Annotated in this window: 20 protein-coding genes; 11 read left to right on the forward strand and 9 right to left on the reverse strand. The window is 63.1% G+C overall.

From position 1 onward, the window contains the following. Positions 1–27: 27 nt before the first annotated feature. Complete coding sequence (locus DXT74_RS18390) at positions 28–918, reverse strand: LysR family transcriptional regulator (RefSeq protein WP_194426709.1); 891 nt, start codon at positions 916–918, stop codon at positions 28–30. Continuing rightward, complete coding sequence (locus tag DXT74_RS18395) at positions 864–1,310, reverse strand: hypothetical protein (RefSeq protein WP_194426710.1); 447 nt, start codon at positions 1,308–1,310, stop codon at positions 864–866. Before DXT74_RS18395 ends, DXT74_RS18390 begins: the two co-directional genes overlap by 55 nt. A gap of 86 nt (positions 1,311–1,396) precedes the next feature. Between DXT74_RS18395 and DXT74_RS18400 the strand changes: the two genes are divergently transcribed. The 7 genes from DXT74_RS18400 to rraA all read left to right on the forward strand — a co-directional run bounded on the left by DXT74_RS18400 (position 1,397) and on the right by rraA (position 9,110). Continuing rightward, positions 1,397–1,708, forward strand: coding sequence for a DUF485 domain-containing protein (locus DXT74_RS18400; RefSeq protein WP_019104526.1), 312 nt, complete (start codon positions 1,397–1,399; stop codon positions 1,706–1,708). Further along, positions 1,705–3,384 carry a cation acetate symporter gene (locus DXT74_RS18405; RefSeq protein ID WP_019104527.1) on the forward strand — a complete coding sequence of 560 codons (1,680 nt, stop codon included), beginning with the start codon at positions 1,705–1,707 and terminating at the stop codon, positions 3,382–3,384. Before DXT74_RS18400 ends, DXT74_RS18405 begins: the two co-directional genes overlap by 4 nt. A gap of 111 nt (positions 3,385–3,495) precedes the next feature. Continuing rightward, the gene (gene acs, locus DXT74_RS18410; RefSeq protein ID WP_194426711.1) at positions 3,496–5,460 is read left to right on the forward strand and encodes an acetate--CoA ligase; all 1,965 of its coding nucleotides are present in this window, start codon (positions 3,496–3,498) and stop codon (positions 5,458–5,460) included. Between the two features lie 131 nt (positions 5,461–5,591). Continuing rightward, positions 5,592–6,302 carry an electron transport complex subunit RsxB gene (gene rsxB / locus DXT74_RS18415; RefSeq protein WP_317647203.1) on the forward strand — a complete coding sequence of 237 codons (711 nt, stop codon included), beginning with the start codon at positions 5,592–5,594 and terminating at the stop codon, positions 6,300–6,302. Then, complete coding sequence (gene nth / locus DXT74_RS18420; RefSeq protein ID WP_194426713.1) at positions 6,299–6,946, forward strand: endonuclease III; 648 nt, start codon at positions 6,299–6,301, stop codon at positions 6,944–6,946. Before rsxB ends, nth begins: the two co-directional genes overlap by 4 nt. A gap of 69 nt (positions 6,947–7,015) precedes the next feature. Then, a complete protein-coding gene (locus tag DXT74_RS18425) occupies positions 7,016–8,497 on the forward strand; it encodes a DegQ family serine endoprotease (protein WP_231138221.1) in 1,482 nt (493 codons plus the stop codon). A 124-nt stretch (positions 8,498–8,621) separates the two neighbouring features. Continuing rightward, positions 8,622–9,110, forward strand: coding sequence for a ribonuclease E activity regulator RraA (rraA, locus tag DXT74_RS18430; protein WP_043633757.1), 489 nt, complete (start codon positions 8,622–8,624; stop codon positions 9,108–9,110). Positions 9,111–9,166: 56 nt separating this feature from the next. Here the strand turns inward: rraA and DXT74_RS18435 are convergent, their stop codons facing one another. From DXT74_RS18435 to pcnB, 7 genes are all read right to left on the reverse strand, one after another. After that, positions 9,167–9,580, reverse strand: a complete 414-nt coding sequence (locus DXT74_RS18435; RefSeq protein ID WP_019104533.1) for a GFA family protein — start codon at positions 9,578–9,580, stop codon at positions 9,167–9,169. Positions 9,581–9,807: 227 nt separating this feature from the next. Continuing rightward, positions 9,808–10,188: an aspartate 1-decarboxylase gene (gene panD, locus DXT74_RS18440; protein WP_019104534.1), complete on the reverse strand. Its 381-nt coding sequence runs from the start codon at positions 10,186–10,188 to the stop codon at positions 9,808–9,810. Between the two features lie 22 nt (positions 10,189–10,210). Further along, positions 10,211–11,044 (reverse strand): pantoate--beta-alanine ligase, encoded by an 834-nt coding sequence (gene panC, locus DXT74_RS18445; RefSeq protein WP_019104535.1) that lies wholly within the window; start codon positions 11,042–11,044, stop codon positions 10,211–10,213. Positions 11,045–11,069: 25 nt separating this feature from the next. Next, positions 11,070–11,861, reverse strand: a complete 792-nt coding sequence (panB, locus tag DXT74_RS18450; protein ID WP_019104536.1) for a 3-methyl-2-oxobutanoate hydroxymethyltransferase — start codon at positions 11,859–11,861, stop codon at positions 11,070–11,072. Between the two features lie 192 nt (positions 11,862–12,053). Beyond that, positions 12,054–12,689, reverse strand: a complete 636-nt coding sequence (locus DXT74_RS18455) for a deoxynucleoside kinase (protein ID WP_019104537.1) — start codon at positions 12,687–12,689, stop codon at positions 12,054–12,056. A gap of 13 nt (positions 12,690–12,702) precedes the next feature. Continuing rightward, complete coding sequence (folK, locus tag DXT74_RS18460) at positions 12,703–13,191, reverse strand: 2-amino-4-hydroxy-6-hydroxymethyldihydropteridine diphosphokinase (RefSeq protein WP_043633763.1); 489 nt, start codon at positions 13,189–13,191, stop codon at positions 12,703–12,705. Beyond that, positions 13,192–14,550: a polynucleotide adenylyltransferase PcnB gene (gene pcnB / locus DXT74_RS18465; RefSeq protein ID WP_043591604.1), complete on the reverse strand. Its 1,359-nt coding sequence runs from the start codon at positions 14,548–14,550 to the stop codon at positions 13,192–13,194. Positions 14,551–14,754: 204 nt separating this feature from the next. Between pcnB and DXT74_RS18470 the strand changes: the two genes are divergently transcribed. The 4 genes from DXT74_RS18470 to murB all read left to right on the forward strand — a co-directional run bounded on the left by DXT74_RS18470 (position 14,755) and on the right by murB (position 18,717). Further along, positions 14,755–15,513, forward strand: coding sequence for a hypothetical protein (locus DXT74_RS18470; protein ID WP_194426714.1), 759 nt, complete (start codon positions 14,755–14,757; stop codon positions 15,511–15,513). A 328-nt stretch (positions 15,514–15,841) separates the two neighbouring features. Beyond that, a complete protein-coding gene (locus DXT74_RS18475) occupies positions 15,842–16,141 on the forward strand; it encodes a hypothetical protein (RefSeq protein WP_081556130.1) in 300 nt (99 codons plus the stop codon). A 147-nt stretch (positions 16,142–16,288) separates the two neighbouring features. Next, the gene (locus tag DXT74_RS18480) at positions 16,289–17,695 is read left to right on the forward strand and encodes an MATE family efflux transporter (protein WP_194426715.1); all 1,407 of its coding nucleotides are present in this window, start codon (positions 16,289–16,291) and stop codon (positions 17,693–17,695) included. After that, the gene (gene murB / locus DXT74_RS18485) at positions 17,692–18,717 is read left to right on the forward strand and encodes a UDP-N-acetylmuramate dehydrogenase (RefSeq protein ID WP_194426716.1); all 1,026 of its coding nucleotides are present in this window, start codon (positions 17,692–17,694) and stop codon (positions 18,715–18,717) included. The genes DXT74_RS18480 and murB overlap by 4 nt, the downstream gene beginning before the upstream one ends.

Below are 18,717 nucleotides of genomic sequence, written 5' to 3' on the forward strand. Positions count from 1 at the left end.
AAAGACGCGCAGCGTCGTAAACAGGTTCTAAGCCGCAACAGCGGGCAAACGCCACACTTGCAGCAATTCGTGCAACAAGGTTTCCAGCACCGGGTCGCCCCCCCGGTCCGATGGGTAAACAAATTGCAACTCAGCCAATTTGCGCACATCCGGCAGTACTGTCAACCTGCCTGCGTCCCGCCAGGCTTGCGCCGCCTCTTCCCGCGCCAGCGCCACGCCCACTCCGGAGGCCACCAGTTCCAGGATAGCGTCGAGATGATCGCACTCCGCTACCTTCTTAGGCGAAATGTTAAGTTCCCGCCACAACTCCGCGGTGATTTTGGAAAGGCTGGAGAATTGCGAAATGCCTATCCACGGCAATTTGCCCAATTCCTTCAAACCGCCGGCCAAACGCGGCGCCCAGGCGGCGGGCAAAACGATTCGGAATGGCAATTCCGCCAACTTGACCGTAGAGACGTTCACATAAGGGTTCTTGCCCAGGTAGAAGCCGGCGTCCAGCTCCTTCTTGCGGACTAGGTTCAGCACATCCACCGTCACCCCGTGGCGCAGTTGGATGTCCAGCAAGGGATAGCGCTCCACCAAACCGGCCACCCAAGGCCCGATTTTCAGCGTGTCCGGCGTCAGCGTGATGCCTATCCGCGCCTTGCCTGACAACTGACCCTTCAATTGTTTGGCATGATTGATGATGCCGCTGGCCGCGCCCAGTATCGCCTGCGCCTGCGGCAACAACTCCTGTCCAATGCGAGTGAGCGACACGCCTCCCGCGCTGCGCTCGAACAACTGCATGCCCACTTCTTCTTCCAGCGCCTTGATTTGCGCGGTGACCGCCGGCTGCGACAGATGCAGCAATTCCGCGGCCTGTGTCAGGTGCCCTTGCTGAGCGACGGTGACAAAGGTGCGCAACTGATAGATTTCCATGTTCTCCCCTGACTTGGATGCCAGACGGCGGACCGGATCGCCGCGTGCCGGTCATGGGCGGCATGACGGCGGGGCTCCGACGCCCGTTTGAGCACTACCGCGCAACGCGGCGGCATGGCGGCCTGAGCAAAGCTTGGCCGATGGCGGGTTTTTCTTGTGCGAGCCATTTTCAGCGTAATGCCGGCTAAATAACAAGCGTTTTGTGCCTCGCCACCGCCCTGTCCAAGCATTTGCGCAAAGGCGTTCGGCCGCCAAGGCAACCAGGACAAACCCCGGTCGCACTGACAGCAGGACAACAATTTCACACCAGACAAAGAGTAAAAATTATAATGCAAATGCTTGATTTTACTTGATTTTTGCATCGCAACATCGGTCTGAATAATTTTACGCATCAAAAAAAGCGATTAGATTCGCCGCCACAGCCTCCCTTATGTTTTTAGCAGCGGCACTCTAAGCCGCGATCACAAAGGAGGATGCAATGAACGAGGACATACTCAAGAAAGTGCAGTCCAATCCCAAATTCAAGGAACTGGTGCACAAGAAAACCAGCCTGGGTTGGCAGCTCACTTTGATCATGCTGGCCATCTATTACGGTTTCATCCTGGTGCTGGCATTCTCGCCGGCCACGCTGGGCCATCCGATCAGCGCCGGCGCCACCATGACCATAGGCATTCCCATCGGCGTGCTGATCATCATCTCGGCCTTCGTGTTGACCGGCATCTACGTCCGCCGCGCCAACACCGAATTCGACCTGCTCAACCAGCAAATCGTCGAGGAGTCCAAACAATGAAGCAACGCGTCTTGCAACTGGCCTGCGTCGCCGGCGTTCTACTGCCCTCCTTGGCCATGGCGGCCGGGGCCATTGAGGGCGATGTCAAACAACAGGCCACCAACTGGCACGCCATCATCATGTTCCTGCTGTTTGTGGCGTTTACGCTGTGTGTCACCTATTGGGCGGCTCGCCGCACCAAGTCCGCCAGCGACTTCTACGCGGCCGGCGGCGGCATCACCGGTTTTCAAAACGGCCTGGCGATCGCCGGCGACTACATGTCCGCCGCGTCCTTCCTCGGCATTTCCGCCATGGTGTTCGAAAAAGGCTACGACGGCCTGATCTACTCGATGGGCTTCCTGGTCGGCTGGCCGGTGATCCTGTTCCTGGTGGCCGAACGCCTGCGCAATCTGGGCAAATACACTTTCGCCGACGTCGCCTCCTACCGGCTGCAACAAACGCCGGTGCGCAGCTTCGCCGCCACCTCCACACTGGTGGTGGTAGCCATCTACCTGATTGCGCAGATGGTGGGGGCTGGCAAGTTGATCCAGCTCTTGTTTGGCATGAGCTACACCTCCGCGGTACTGATGGTGGGCGTGCTGATGGTGTGCTACGTGCTGTTCGGCGGCATGCTGGCCACCACTTGGGTGCAAATCATCAAGGCGGTGCTGCTGTTGTCCGGCGCCACCTTCATGGCCATCATGGTGCTGGCCACCGTAGGTTTCAGCCCGGAACTGATGTTTGAAAAAGCGGTGGCCGCGCATAGCAAGGGCGTCGCCATCATGGCGCCGGGCAAAACGGATCCTATCGACTCGATCTCGCTGGGTCTGGCGCTGATGTTCGGCACCGCCGGCCTGCCCCACATCCTGATGCGCTTCTTCACCGTGTCCGACGCCAAAGAGGCGCGCAAATCGGTGTTCTTCGCCACCGGCTTCATCGGTTACTTCTACATCCTCACCTTCATCATCGGCTTCGGCGCCATCATGCTGGTGCTGAATCAACCGGGCATGATGGAAACCGTGGTCAAAAACGGCAAATCCGTCACTCAGCTGATCGGCGGCAACAATATGGCGGCGGTGCACCTGGCCGAGGCCGTGGGCGGCGACATGTTCCTGGGCTTCATCTCTGCGGTGGCCTTCGCCACCATCCTGGCGGTGGTAGCCGGCCTGGCGCTGTCCGGCGCCTCTGCGGTGTCGCACGACCTGTACGCCAGCGTGATCAAAAAGGGCAAAGCCAACGAGGCCGACGAAATCCGCGTGTCCAAAATCACCACCGTGGTGCTGGGCGTGGTGGCCATCGTGCTGGGCCTGGTATTCGAGAAGCAGAACATCGCCTTCATGGTGGGCCTGGCCTTCTCCATTGCCGCCTCGGCCAACTTCCCGGTGCTGTTCCTGTCCATGTTCTGGAAAGGACTGACCACGCGCGGCGCGGTGATCGGCGGCTTCATCGGCCTGCTGTCCGCGGTGGTGCTGATCGTTCTGGGGCCGACGGTCTGGGTGGAGGTGCTCAAGCACGAACACGCGGTGTTCCCGTACAAGAACCCGGCCATCTTCTCGATGACCCTGGCCTTCGTTTCCACCTGGCTGATCTCGGTGCTGGACAAATCCCGTCAGGCCGATGAGGAAAAAGCCAAATTCGAAGCTCAGTTCGTGCGCGCGATGACCGGCATCGGCGCATCCGGGGCCTCCAAGCATTGACATTGACATAAGGCCGGACCGAGGATGTCGGCCTGCCTTAAATACCCCACCGCGCCGCTCCAGCGGTTCCGGAGCGGCGGCATGACAACAAAGCTAATCCAGGAGAAGTTTATGTCCACGCTAGAATCCGTCCTCAAGGAAACCCGCAGCTTTCCGCCTTCCGACGATTTCCGCCAGAAAGCGGCAATCTCCGGAATGGAGGCGTACAACACGCTGTGCGAGCAGGCGGACGCAGATTACCTGTCGTTCTGGGGCGACCTGGCGCGCGACCTGATCACCTGGAAAAAACCGTTCACCCGCGTGTTGGACGACAGCCAAGCGCCGTTCTTCAAATGGTTCGACGATGGCGTGCTGAACATCTCCTACAACTGCCTGGACCGCCACCTGGCGGTCAACGCCAATCGCATCGCGCTGATTTTCGAGGCCGACGACGGCGCGGTCACCCGCGTCACCTACGCGGAATTGCACCGCCGAGTCTGCCAGTTCGCCAACGGCCTGAAGAGCCTGGGCGTGTCCAAGGGCGACCGCGTGGTGATTTACATGCCCATGGTGATCGAAGCCATCGTGGCGATGCAGGCTTGCGCGCGCATCGGCGCCATCCACTCCGTGGTGTTCGGCGGCTTTTCCGCCGGGGCGGTGCGCGACCGCGTTCAGGACGCCGGCGCCAAACTGGTGATCACCGCCAACGAAGGCCTGCGCGGCGGCAAGAGCGTGCCGCTGAAAGCCACGGTGGATGAAGCGCTGGCGATGGGCGGGTGCGACAGCGTCAAACACGTGATCGCTTATCAGCGTACCCAAAACGCGGTCGCCTGGAGCGAGGGCCGCGACGTATGGTGGCACCAGCTGACCAGCGGCCAGCCGGAGCAATGCGAACCGGAATGGATGAACGCCGAGGATCCGCTGTTCATCCTTTACACCTCTGGCTCCACCGGCAAACCCAAGGGCATTCAGCACAGCAGCGCCGGCTATCTGCTGGGCGCCGCCAACAGCTTCCGCTGGGTATTCGACTACAAACCCAACGACGTGTTCTGGTGCACCGCCGACGTGGGCTGGATCACCGGCCACAGCTATATTTGCTACGGCCCTTTGGCCAACGGCGCCACTCAGGTGATCTTCGAAGGCGTGCCCACCTATCCGGACGCCTCACGCTTCTGGCGCATGATAGAGCAGCACAAGGTCAGCATTTTCTACACCGCGCCCACCGCCATCCGCTCGCTGATCAAGCTGGGCGCGGACCTGCCCAAGCAGCACGACCTGTCCAGCCTGCGCCTGCTCGGCACCGTGGGCGAGCCGATCAACCCCGAAGCCTGGATCTGGTATCACGAAACCGTGGGCGGCGGCCGCTGCCCCATCGTGGACACCTGGTGGCAGACCGAAACCGGCTCCATCCAGATTTCGCCGCTGCCCGGCGCGGTGGCCACCAAGCCCGGCTCGTGCACGCTGCCGCTGCCTGGCATCATGGCCGACATCGTCGATGAATCCGGCGCCCAGGTGGACCCTGGCCGCGGCGGTTTCCTGGTGATCAAGAAGCCCTTCCCCAGCCTGGTGCGCACCATCTGGAACGATCCGGAGCGCTTCAAGAAAACCTATTTCCCGGAAGAGTTCAACGGTCAGTACTACCTTGCCGGCGATTCCGCCAACCGCGACGAGAACGGCTATTTCTGGATCATGGGCCGCATCGACGACGTGCTGAACGTGTCCGGCCACCGCCTGGGCACCATGGAGATCGAATCCGCTCTGGTGGCCAACCCGCTGGTGGCCGAGGCCGCCGTGGTCGGCAAGCCGCACGAGGTCAAGGGCGAGGCGGTGGTGGCCTTCGTCGTGCTCAAAGGCGCGCGCCCGCAGGGCGAGGAAGCCAAGAAAGTGGCGGCCGAGCTCAAAAACTGGGTGGCGCACGAGATTGGCAAGATCGCCCAGCCGGACGACATCCGCTTCGGCGAAAACCTGCCCAAGACCCGCTCCGGCAAGATCATGCGCCGCCTGCTGCGCTCCATCGCCAAGGGCGAAGAGATCACCCAAGACGTGTCCACGCTGGAAAACCCGCAGATTCTGGAGCAGCTGCAACATCCGCTGTGATCAAGCCATCGTCCGCCGCACCCGCAGGAGCCGTCGCGCAAGCGACGGCTTTTTCACTCCTTCCGCGCCCTCATCCGCCATCCGGGAGTTGAAGCCATTCGCCGTAGCGCCGATAATTAGCGGTTTTTCAAGTGGAATCCGACAGCATGCCCGTTATCCCCCTGGTCGAAAGGATCGACGCCCTGCTGCCCCAGACCCAATGCGGACAATGCAGCCACGCCGGCTGCCGACCGTATGCGGAGGCGCTGGCGGAAGGCCGCGACCCGATCAACCGCTGCCCGCCGGGCGGCGACGACGGCATCCGGGCGCTGGCGGAGCTGCTGGGCCGGGACGTCATTCCCTTCGCCCCCGACGGCCCGCAGCCCAAACCGCGGGCGCTGGCCGTGATACGCGAAGACAGCTGCATAGGCTGTACCCTATGCATCCAGGCCTGTCCAGTGGACGCCATCGTAGGCGCCGCCAAGCAGATACACACCGTCATCGCCTCCGAATGCACCGGCTGCGAGCTATGCCTCGCGCCCTGTCCGGTGGACTGCATCGACTTGGTTCCGGTGGCCGACCCGGCCGACGGCGAGCGCGATCGCGTGATGGCGCGCGCCGCCCAGGCCCGCATGCGCTACGAACGACGCCAAGCGCGCAAAACGCGCGAACAAGAAGACAAGGCCAGACGCCTGGCCGAGCGCGCCGCGGTAAGCGCCGCATCGCCGCCTCCGGCCGCAGCGCCGGTCGCCGCGGCCGCTTCCGCGCCGGCGGCCGACAAAAACGAATTGATCCGCAAGGCGATGGAACGCGCCGCCGCGATGCGCGCCGCCCGCGAACAAGCAGACAAGGACAAGCCGTGAACGCCGTCAAACGCAAAGAAATATTCGCCCGTCTGCGCGACGCCAACCCGCACCCCACCACCGAACTGGAGTACAGCAGCCCGTTCGAACTGCTGATCTCGGTGCTGCTGTCGGCGCAAGCCACCGACGTCAGCGTCAACAAGGCCACGCGCCGCCTCTACCCCGTGGCCAACACCCCGGCGGCCATGCTGGCGCTGGGAGAAGAATCGCTGGCGGACTTCATCAAGACCATAGGCTTGTACAAGACCAAGGCCAGAAACGTGATCGCCACCTGTCGTCTGCTGCTGGAAAAGCACGGCGGCGAAGTGCCGCAAACCCGCGAGGCCTTGGAGGCGCTGCCCGGCGTCGGCCGCAAAACGGCCAACGTGGTGCTGAACACTGCTTTCGGTCAGCCTACCATCGCGGTGGACACCCATATTTTCAGGGTCGCCAACCGCACCCGGATCGCGCCCGGCAAAGACGTGCGAGAAGTTGAGGATAAGCTGGTAAAATACATCCCCGACGAATTCAAAATCGACGCGCACCACTGCCTGATCCTGCTCGGACGCTATGTCTGTAAAGCCAGAAAGCCTGAATGCGAGCGTTGCGTCATCGCCGATCTCTGCGAATATCCGGCAAAAACCGTTATGATTAAAGACAACTGAATCAAATACTGGAAAAACTCCGGTTCCGCCCTTATTTTCCGCATAGACATCAACCTAAAAGGATAGCCTGTGACAACGTATCTGCGCACCCTGGTTGGCGCCTTGCTCGCAGCCTCGTTGCTGTCCGGCTGCGACAAGGTCGAGCGCTTCTTCAAAGGCAACTCCCAACCCGCGCCGGTCGCCATTCCCGCACAACAGGATGGCCGCGTCGCCATGCTGCTGCCGGACTTCACTCAATTGGTCACCCGCGACGGACCGGCGGTGGTGAACATCCAGGCCAGCCGCGAAGAAAGCGGCGGCGCCCAAGCCAGCAACCTGCCGATTCCCGTACCGGAAGACGATCCGCTGTACGACTTCTTCCGCCGCTTCATCCCCAATCATCCGCCTCAGCGCGAACAGCCGCAGGAAGAAAGCGTCTCCTTCGGCTCCGGTTTCATCATCAGCGCCGACGGCTACATCCTGACCAACGCCCACGTAGTGGCGGACAGCCAGCAGGTCAAAGTCATGCTGACCGACAAGCGCGAGCTGCGCGCCAAGCTGGTGGGCGTGGACAAGCGCACCGACGTGGCACTACTGAAAGTGGCGGCGGCGGACCTGCCGGTGGTCAAGATAGGCAGCCCGGCGGACTTGAAGGTCGGCGAATGGGTAGCCGCCATCGGCGCGCCGTTCGGCTTCGACAACACCGTCACGGCCGGCATCGTTTCCGCCAAGGGCCGCAGCCTGCCGGACGAGAACTTCGTCCCCTTCATCCAGACCGACGTGGCGATCAACCCCGGCAACTCCGGCGGCCCGCTGTTCAACCTGCGCGGCGAAGTAGTGGGCATCAACTCGCAGATTTACAGCCGTTCCGGCGGCTTCATGGGCATTTCCTTCGCCATCCCCATCGACTTGGCGATGAGCGTGGTCGATCAGCTCAAGGCCAAGGGCAAGGTCAGCCGCGGCCAGTTGGGCATCAACATCCAGGAAGTCACCCAGGAACTGGCGCAGTCCTTTGGCCTTCAGCGCCCCAGCGGCGCGCTGGTGGTGCGCGTAGACCCCAAGGGACCAGCCTCTCGCGCCGGCCTGCAAGCCGGCGACATCATCCTGAAGCTGGACGGCAAAGCGATAGAAAGCTCCAAGGATCTCCCGGTGCAGGTTGGTTCCTTGCAACCAGGCACCAAGATCAAGCTGACGGTGTGGCGCAAGGGCGTGGAGAAGGAGCTGGAAGCCACGCTGGCGGAACTCGCTCAGGACGCGCCAAGCACGCAGCAGCCTCAGGAGGAAAACACGCCGCAGGGCTTCCAGTTTGGCAAACTGGGGCTGACGCTGAGCGAACTGACGCCTAATCAGCGTTCGGAGCTGGGCGTGCGCGGCGGCTTGCTGATCCAGAAAGCGCAAGGCCCCGCCGCCCGCTCCGGCCTGCAGGCGGGCGATGTGATCCTGGGCTTGAACCAGGTGGAAGTGTCCACCATCGCACACTTCGAAAAAGCATTGGCCAACGCCAAAGGCCACATCGCCCTGCTGGTGCGGCGCAACGAGGCCGTATTGTTCGTGCCTCTGCGGCTGGAATAACCCCCGCCTCAATACGCAACGCCCAAAGCCGCCGTCAGGCGGCTTTTTCATTTCTCCGGCATATCGCCCGCGCGCTCGCGCTGCTAGGATTAAGCTTTCGCCATCCGCCCACAGGAGAGCCGCCATGGACTTTCACACAGCCGATCTATGCGATCAGTTCGACGAGCAACTACAGGTGTTGACGCCCGCGCTGCAACGCTACGGCGGGCAGACCCGCTTTTACGGCCGCATCGAAACCCTGAAGCTGTTTGAGGACAACAGCCTGGTGCGGGAAGCGCTGAGTCAGAACGGCGCCGGCAAAGTGCTGGTGGTGGACGGCGGCGGCTCGCTGCGCTGCGCGTTGCTGGGCGATCAACTGGGCGTGCTGGCGGTGGCCAATGGCTGGGCCGGCGTGGTGATCAATGGTTGCATTCGCGACTCCGCCGCCTTGAACAAGCTGGCACTGGGCATACGCGCGCTAGGCGTCCATCCGCGAAAGTCGGTGAAGCGCGGCGAAGGCCAGCGCAATCTGAGCGTGGAGTTCGGCCAGGTGCGCTTCAGCCCCGGCCACTGGTTGTACGCAGACGAGGACGGGGTGGTCGTCGCGCCGGGCGCGCTTCACCCCGCGCCGTGACGCGAGGGCTCCTTCAGCCCTCTTCGCTCTTGCTCGCGGGAGCGTAAACGCGCGGTTCAAGCCTCGCTGCGTTGATAGATGGGCAGTTCTTGCTGCGCGGCGGGGCTGCCCCAGGGCAGGTGATGCTCCCACCAGATATGTCCGGCCGGCGCCACCCGTTCCGGATGGTCCAGCGAAGACACGGTGATGTCGAGCTCCTCCGGGTCCGATTCGTGGCGGTAAGTCAGGGTGGAGCCGCAATGCGGGCAGAACCCCCGGCTGACCGCCGCCGAGGAGTGATACAGCACCGGTTTTTCACCGCGCCAGTCCAGATCGGCCACGCGAACGGTGAACCAGGTCACGAAGGCCGCGCCGCTGGCTCGGCGGCAGCTTTTGCAATGGCAGTGCACCACATCGTAAGGCTCGGCGCGCAAACGGTAACGCACCGCGCCGCACAGACAACCTCCAGTCAGATTCTGGCTCGCGCTCATGATGCCTCCCTCGCTGCTGGGTTGACGATGGATTAAGAAACGGCCGTCCCCGCCAGCCCAAACCGGCAGTCAGACACCTCCGCTTTTTAAATATGATTCACCGCCGCCGCCAACGACAAGCTCAACCGCCAAATTAAGCGGGCCGCCGCCGCCAAGCTGATGCTGTGCCGCAACAAAACACAACGGCCGCCCTGAGGCGGCCGCTAATGGGCGAAACCGGAGACGGATCAGGCCGCCTGCGTCGGGGTTGCGCCCTTGACCTCGGTCATCTGGTTGTCGGCGTCGACGAATACCAGCTTGGGCTGATGATTCTTCAGCTCCGCGGCCTCGTACTGGGCGAAGGAGGCGATGATCAGCAGATCTCCCGGCGCGGCGCGGCGCGCGGCGGAACCGTTGACCGAGATGGTCCCGGAACCGCGCTCGGCCTTGATCGCGTAGGTGGCGAAACGCTCGCCGTTGGTGACGTTCCAGATCTGCACTTCTTCGTACTCCAGAATATCCGCCGCTTCCAGCAGGTTCTCGTCAATCGCGCAGGAACCGATATAGTGCAACTCGCTGTGCGTGGTGGTTACACGGTGGAGCTTGGATTTGAGCATATTGCGCTGCATGATTGCATCCTTCGTCCGCTGATCAGCGGAACACTTCGATGTTGTCGATCAGGCGGGTGCGCCCCAATCGGGCGGCCGCCAGCACCACCAGGCGTTTTTCGCCGGCGTGCGCCACCGCCAGGGTGTCGGCCTGGCGAATTTCCACGTAATCCACTATCCAGCCGGCTTGGGCCAGATCGTCGCGCGCGGCCTGTTCCAGCGCCGCGTAGTCATGATCGCCATCCTGCAGCCGCTGCCGTATCTGCTCCAGATTGCGGTACAAACGCGGCGCTTCGGCGCGCTCTTCCGCGCTCAGATAACCATTGCGCGAGGATAGCGCCAGGCCGTCGTCGGCGCGGCCGGTGTCCACCGGCACGATCTCGATCGGCGAATTCAGGTCGTCCACCATTGCTCGGATCACATGCAGCTGCTGGAAGTCTTTCTTGCCGAAGCAGGCCAGATCCGGCTGCACGATGTTGAACAGCTTGGTCACCACGGTGGCGACACCGCGGAAGTGGCCGGGGCGGAAAGCGCCGCACAGCTCGTTCTGAATATTCGGCGGCTCCACGTTGAAGTCCTGACGCACGCGCGGATACAGCTCCTGCTCCTCGGGGAAGAACAAGGCATCCACGCCGGCAGCGCGCAGCTTATCGCAATCGGCGTCGAAGGTGCGCGGATAGGCGCCGAAGTCCTCGCCCTGGCCAAATTGCAGCCGATTGACGAAGATGCTGACCACGACCTTGTCGGCGCGTTCGCGCGCCGCCTTGACCAGGGCCAGATGCCCTGCGTGCAGATTGCCCATGGTGGGCACGAAGGCGAGCTTGCCCGCCTGGCGACGCCAGGCGCGCATCTCCGCCACGGTACGAATGATTTCCATTATTTGATGTCCTGGGCAGAGCCGATCAGAAAGTATGTTCCGCCGCCGGGAAGGACTTATCCTTCACCGCCTGCACATAGGACTGCACCGCGCCTTGGATGCTGCCGGCCTCAGCCATAAAGTCCTTGACGAAACGCGCCTTCTTGCCCGGGTACACGCCCAGCATGTCGTGCAGCACCAACACCTGGCCGGACACATCGACGCCGGCGCCAATGCCTATGGTGGGCACGGAAATCGACTCGGTGATCTCGCGCGCCAGTTCCGCCGGCACGCACTCCATCAGCACCAGACTGGCGCCGGCGGCGGCGTGCGCCTTCGCGTCGTTGACGATGCGGCGCGCATCTTCCTCGCTCTTGCCCTGCACTCGATAGCCGCCGAAAGTGTTGACGAACTGCGGCGTCAGGCCAATGTGGGCGCACACTGGCACGCCGCGCTCCACCAGGAAGCGTGTGGTATCGGCCATATAAGCGCCGCCTTCCAGCTTCACCATATGCGCGCCGGCCTGGATGATGCGGGCGGCGTGGGCGAAGGCCTGCTGCGGGCTTTCCTGATAAGCGCCGAAAGTCATGTCGCCCAGCACCATGGCCTGCTTGGCCCCGCGCGCCACGCAACGCACGTGGTAGAGCATTTCTTCTTCGGCCACCGGCAGCGTGGAGTCTATGCCCTGCACCACCATGCCTAGCGAATCCCCCACCAACAGAATTTCCACCCCGGCTTGCTCCAGCAAGGTGGCGAAGCTGGCGTCGTAACAGGTCAGCATGGCGATCTTTTGCCCTTCCTGAGCCATTTTCTGCAGGGTGTTGACGGTAATTTTCATGCCCGTTCTTCCTCGTTCAGTCGTCCATATCAACCGGCGGGGCGCTTAAAGCCTGTTTACGATCTGCTGCGCATCAGCGATACGGCGTTGAAAACGGTGACGCACCCCTTGTACATTCCGTTTTCTCGGCCGCAAGGCCTTGTCTCACTCTAGCTCGCTAGATCGGCAAACAGGCTCTGAGCGCGCGGCGGCTCAGACGCTCTTGTTGAAATAGTTGCGCTGGCCTCGCGCTTCGCTGATGCAGCGGATCAGCAGTTCGAAGTCCTCGTCTCCATCGACCAGATTCAGGTGATCGGTATTGACAATCAGCAGCGGCGCGGCCTCGTACTGATGGAAAAATTCGCTGTAGGCCTGATGCACGCGCTTCAGATAGCCTTCGGGGAAATTGACTTCGTACTCCGCCGCCCGCGCGGCCACCCGGCTCAGCAGGTTTTCCTCGGACGCCTGCAAATAGATCACCAGATCCGGCACCGGATGTTCCGGCATCGCCAGCGACGCCAGGCGCTTGTACAGCGCCAATTCGGCCTCGTCCAGATTGATCTTGGCGAACAGCGCGTCCTTCTCGAACAGGAAGTCCGACACCAGCGGGCTGGCCAGCAGTTCGCCGTTCAGCATGCTCTTGGCCATATCGGCGCGTTGCAGCATGAAGGACAGTTGGGTGGACAGGCCGTGAGCCGGCAGGTTGCGGTAGAAGCGCGGCAGGAAAGGATTGGCGGCGGGGTCTTCCGCCAGCATGCGCACGCCCCAGTATTCCGACAGCCGGCGCGCCAGAGAGGATTTGCCCGCGCCGATCGGCCCTTCGACCACGACATAACGCAATTGACTCATCGCTCGCTTCCTCTTAGCTAGTTGTTTCGAGACGCTCCACGCCTTGATCGGCGAGTCCGGCGGCCAGTTCGCCGGCCGTGCCCAGCTCCGGCAGCGTCAGATCAGGAGCGATCTCCGCCAGCGGGATCATGACGAAGCCGCGCAAATGCATGCGCGGATGCGGCAGGGTCAAGTCTTCGTCGCTCTGGGCGACGCCGCTGTAATACAGCAGATCCAGATCCAACACCCGCGGCGCATTGCGGAAAGTGCGCACCCGGCCAAACTCGGCTTCGATCGCCAGCAGCCTGCGCAGTAATTCGCGCGGAGCCAACGCGGTGCCCACTTCCGCAACGGCGTTGATGAAGTCCGGTTGATCGGCATAGCCCACCGGCGCGGTGCGGTACAAGGCGGACTGCCGCGTCAACTCGGTATCGGGCAAGGCGGCGATGGCGGCCAGCGCGGCGCGGATTTGCGCCGCCGGCTGTTCAAGGTTGCTGCCCAGCGCGATGAAAGCCTGCGCCACTTAGGCCTCTCCGCCGGATTCGCCCGCGGCTTTGCGGCGATTGGCGGGACGGCGGCGGCGGCGTTTCTTGGCCGGATCCGGCTCGCCGCTGGCCTTGGCGATTTCCAGCAGTTGCTCGCGCTCTTCCTCGTCGGCGCGCTGGAAGTCGTTCCACCAGCCCACCAACTTCATGTCCACCTCGCCGGCTTCTCCGCGCAGCGCGAAGAAATCGTAAGCGGCGCGGAAGCGCGGCTGCTCCAGGAAGCGATAAGCGCGCTGGCCGCTGCGGCTGTCGAAACGCGACTGCAACATCCAGATTTCGCGCATGGTCACGCTGAAGCGGCGCGGAATGGCAAAATCGTTGTCCTGCTCGGACTCCACGTCGGCAATCGCTTGCGCCAGCGCGTACACCGCGCGGTCGCCGGCGTTCAAACGCTTCTGCCAACGCTGATACACCTGCTTCCACAGCAGGGTGGCCAGCAGGAAACCCACCGACACCGGCTTGTCGGCGCGGATGCGCTGATCAGTGCTTTCCAGACCCAGCTTCAAGAACAAATCGTCGCCCTTGTCGTCCAGCACTGCGTCCAACAGTGGAAACACACCGCGCGCCATGCCTTCCTCGCGCAGCTTCTTCAGGCAGCCGTAGGCTTGGCCGGACATCAGCAGCTTGAGCATTTCATCGAACAGGCGCGCCGGCGGCTCTTTCTTCAGCAGATGAGCGTGGGTGCGGATGGGCTTGCGAGTGGCGTCGTCGATCTCGAAACCCAGCTTGGCCGCCAGGCGCACCGCGCGCAGCATGCGCACCGGGTCTTCCTGATAACGGCGGGCCGGCTGGCCTATCATCACCAGCTTGCGGGCGCGCAAGTCCTTGACGCCGTGGTGATAGTCGATGACGGTTTCGTCGGACGGATCGTAGAACAGCGCGTTCACGGTGAAGTCGCGACGGTGGGCGTCCTCTTCCTGGCTGCCGAAACTGTTGTCGGCCATGATGCGGCCGGTTTCATTGGTGTCGTCCACAGAGCCGCCGCGGAAGGTGGTCACCTCGATGGTTTCCGGCCCCATCATCACGTGGACGATGCGGAAACGCCGGCCAATGATGCGGGAACGGCGGAACACCCGGTGCACTTCCTCCGGCGTTGCGTTGGTGGCAACGTCGAAATCCTTCGGTGACACGCCCAACATCAAGTCGCGCACGGCTCCGCCCACCACATAGGCGGAAAAACCGGCCTCCTGCAGTCGGGTGGTGACTTTCAGCGCAGCGGAGCTGAGCTGGTCTCGGCGGATGCCGTGTTGCGGCAGAGGAATCACGCGCGCCTTGGTGCGGCGCTTGCCCATGCCGGCGGGCAGGTCCAGTACTTTACGGATAAACTTGCGGATCATTATGAGAAAGATAGTCGACTTGGAATGCCAGGATTCGCAAGACTAGTAGGTAGTCAAGCCGGCGATTATATCCCTATTCTTTGCAGAAAATACAATTCGCCGCCATATCCCGCCCCATGGCCGCCTCCACGGCCGCCAATTGCCCCCTATCGATGATAGGCATACAATCGCTGCCGATTCGCCGACTCCGACAAGACCCCTCCCGTGCGCCCTACTCTCAGCTTTCATCTCCAGACCATTCCCAACGTGCCCGCCATCCGCCAGCTTTATGAGCTGGATGGCGAAATCGGGGAGGCCGACGTCGCCGATTTCGTGCTGCAGCGCTGCCGCGCCCAAAGCGGCACCGACTTCATTCCCTTCCATTTGCAGCGCGTGGTCGCCATCGCCGGCGTACTACAACAGGATGGACACACCCGTCTCGTCCAGCGGCTTGCCGTCGATGCCGGCGACGAAGCCGCGATGCTGGCGGACTGGCTCACCCTGCTGCGCGACAGCCGGGCGCAGTTGATCAGTTGGGACGGCTCTCGGCTGGACTTGCCGGTGTTGCTCCATCGCGCGCTGGCCTTGGGTTTGCAACTGCCGGAACAGCTCCGCGCCGGCCGGACGCCGGACGCGCATTGCGCGCTAAGCGAGATCCTGAGCGGCGGCCATGCCGAACTGGCCACTCCGTTGGGCGAGCTGGCCCGTCTGTGCGGCCTGCCCGGCGAAGCCGAACTCAACGGCCCTCGGCGCTGGGAACTGTATCGAGCCGGCAACGCCGACGCGCTCGCCGAACACAATGCCCGCCAGGCCGCCAGCTGCCACCTGCTGTGGCTCCGCCAGCAATGGGTGGAAGGCGCGCTAACCCCGGCCATTCATCAGGCCTGTAGACAACGCTTGCGCGCCGTCATCGCTGCGCAACCGGAGCCGCACTGGCGCGGCTGGCTGGCCGAGTGGCGCGAGGAGGCCGCGCAAGGGGATTGACAGCCAAAAGCCAAAAGCATAGGCTGACATGCATGCGCCGATTTGACACAGCTTGCGGGCGCTTAACAAATGCCAGCTAAAGCGTCAAACCGGTGAACCCGCTTGCGCTCTTAGTCGTAGGCGGGTTTTCTTTTACCCGTACAGGCAGTTAAGCAGACCAATCGCTTCGGATCGATGCATGAGCCGCGCCCCCGTTTCCGTTTCGGGCATGCGCGGCAGGCGCCGAGTTAATGACAACTTGCAGGGCGCCCCAAAATCCTGCTAAAGCGTCGCCGGCGAAACCCAGAACCGGCGCGCCAACTGCGACCGAACCCTCTGGAGAACCGCCATGTACGACTGCCTGCAAGATAGCTATACCGATTTCTCTTTTGCCAATTTCGACGCCGTGGGAAGACCTCGCCCCCTTTGCGGCAGCCTGAGCGCCTCTCCGCTCACGCCGGCCGACACCCCCGCCCTGCAACAGCTGGCGGATTTCGCCCATGAGCTGGGCTATGACCTGGAACGCAACGGCGAACAGCTAACCGTACAGGACATTTCGCTGGTGGACGCGCTCAGCATCAACGCACGCTTTGGCGGCGAGTTGCTGATCAGTTGCGATCTGCGCCGCGACCCGCCCGCGCGCTTCTGATCTGGAGGCACTGCGCTCCCGCTTCGCCGGGGGCGCTTCCGCGCGTCCGTCTTGCTCTTGCCGCCCTATTGTCATGGCGCGGCAAAGACAAGCCCGCCCCGCAGCCGGTATAATGGCCAGTTCTCCGAGCCATCCCGCCCTACTCCCATGCTGTTTGAAATCAATCGCGCCCCGCGCGGGGCCGTGTTGCTGGAAGCCCGTCAAATCAGCCGGCTGGCCTTGCCGATGATGATCGCTCAGATCGCGCAGGTGGCCACCGCCTTCGTCGACACCGTGATGGCGGGCCGCGTCAGCACCGACGACCTGGCCGCCGTCTCCCTAGGCGCCAGCGTTTTCATCACCTTCTACGTCACGCTGATGGGCATCGTCACCGCGCTCAACCCCATCCTGGCCCACCAGCTGGGGGCCGGCGAGCACGACAAATTCAAGGACACCGCGCGCCAGGGGCTGTGGTTCGGCCTGCTGATCGGCCTCTTGGGCGCGGCGATGATGGTGGCGCTGGAGCCGGCGCTGCGGCTGTGGCTGCACCTGCCGCCGGAAGTGACCGACAAGGTGATGCTGTTCATCACCGGCGCCGCGGTGGGCATGCCGGCGGCGATGACCCACCGCGCGCTGCACGCCTACGCATCCAGCCTGGGCCGCCCCAAGGCCATCATGGTGGTCAGCCTGTTGGCGCTGGCGCTGAACATTCCGCTCAACTATATCCTGATCCACGGCCTCTTCGGCCTGCCCAAGCTGGGCGGCGCCGGTTGCGGCTGGGCCACCGGCATCGTGTTCTGGTTCAACTGCCTGGCCCTGCTCGCCTATGTCAGCTGGCATCGCAATTTCCGCCAGTTCCGCCTGCTGGAGCGACTGCGCGGTCCGGATTGGCGCATGTACCGCGGCTTCCTCAAGCTGGGCGTGCCAATCGGCCTGTCCTTCTTCGTGGAAGTCAGCCTGTTCTCCTTCATCGCGCTGCTGATCGCCGAACTGGGCACCGTGGTGGTCGCCACCCATCAATCCGTGCTCAATTTTTCCAGCATCATCTACATGTTGCCGCAAAGCGTGGCCACGGCGATGTCCGTGCGCGTCGGCCATCATGTCGGCGCCGGCGATTACCGCGCCGCACGCTTCAGTTCCGGTGTAGGCCTGCTGCTGGGCTTGAGCATGGCCTTTTGCGCGATGCTCGCGGTGTTGCTGTTCCGCGAACCCATCATGCGCATGTACACGCCGGACCCGCGCGTGATCGCGATGGGCTCCACCCTCTTGCTGTTCGCGGCGGTCTACCAGTTGACCGACGCCGCCCAAACCATCGCCTCCGGCGCCTTGCGCGGCTACAAGCTGACCACGGTGCCGATGATTATTCACATTTTGTCGTTCTGGTGCGTTGGCCTGGGTCTGGGCATCACCCTGGGCCTGACCGACTGGCTGACCAAGAAGCCCATGGGCGTGTTTGGCTTCTGGACCGCGCTGGTCATCAGCCTGAGCGTGGCCGCGCTGTTCCTGACTCGCTATCTGGCGAGTGAAAGCCGCCGCCGCCTGCATCGACAACATCAACCGGAACCGGCGCAATGAGCCTGACCTTCAGCCACCACTATCCGCTCAAACCGCTGAACACCTTCGGCATGGACGCGCGCGCGCGCGACTTCTGCCAGCTGGACTCGCTCTCTGATCTGCCGGCGCTACTGGAAAGCCCGGCCTACCGCGCCGGCCCCGTACTGTGGCTGGGCGGCGGCAGCAATCTGCTGTTCACCCGCGACTATTCCGGCCTGGTGGTCAAACTGGGGCTGCGCGGCATCCGCCTGCTGGAAGAAAGCGGCGACGATGTGATTGTCGAAGCGGCCGCCGGCGAAAACTGGCACGGCTTCGTGCTCCACACCCTGAGCCAGGGCTGGTACGGACTGGAAAATCTGAGCCTGATCCCCGGCACCGTTGGCGCCAGCCCAATCCAAAACATCGGCGCCTACGGCGTCGAGGCCAAGGACCACATCCATCAAGTGGTCTGCGCCGACCTCGATCACGGCGGCGCCGCGCTGACGCTGAACAAGGCCGACTGCCGCTTCGGCTACCGTGACAGCGTGTTCAAACACGAGGCCGCCGGCCGACTGCTGGTCACCGCGGTGCGTTTCCGCTTATCGCGCACGGCTCGGCTGCGCACCGGCTACGGCGATATCCAGCAAGAACTGAACGCCGCCGGCATCGCCGCGCCCACGCCCCAAGACGTCAGCGACGCGGTGATTCGCATCCGCTCCAGCAAACTGCCCAACCCAGCCGAACTGGGCAATGCCGGCAGCTTCTTCAAAAACCCGGTTCTGCCGGCGGAGCAGGCGCAAGCGCTGCTGGCGCTCCATCCCGCGTTGCCGCACTACCCGGCAGCCGACGGCAAGGTCAAGCTGGCCGCCGGCTGGCTGATCGACCAATGCGGACTGAAAGGCTATCGCGACGGCGACGCCGGCGTGCACGCGCGCCAGGCGCTGGTGCTGGTCAATCACGGCGCAGCCAGCGGCGACCAGATGCGCGCGCTGGCCGACAAGGTGCGCGCCGAGGTCCGTCAACGCTTTGGCGTGGAGCTGGAGCCGGAGCCCATCATTCTCTAA

The organism is Chromobacterium sp. Rain0013 (assembly GCF_015291765.1).
In the GTDB taxonomy this organism is placed as follows: Bacteria; Pseudomonadota; Gammaproteobacteria; order Burkholderiales; family Chromobacteriaceae; genus Chromobacterium; species Chromobacterium haemolyticum.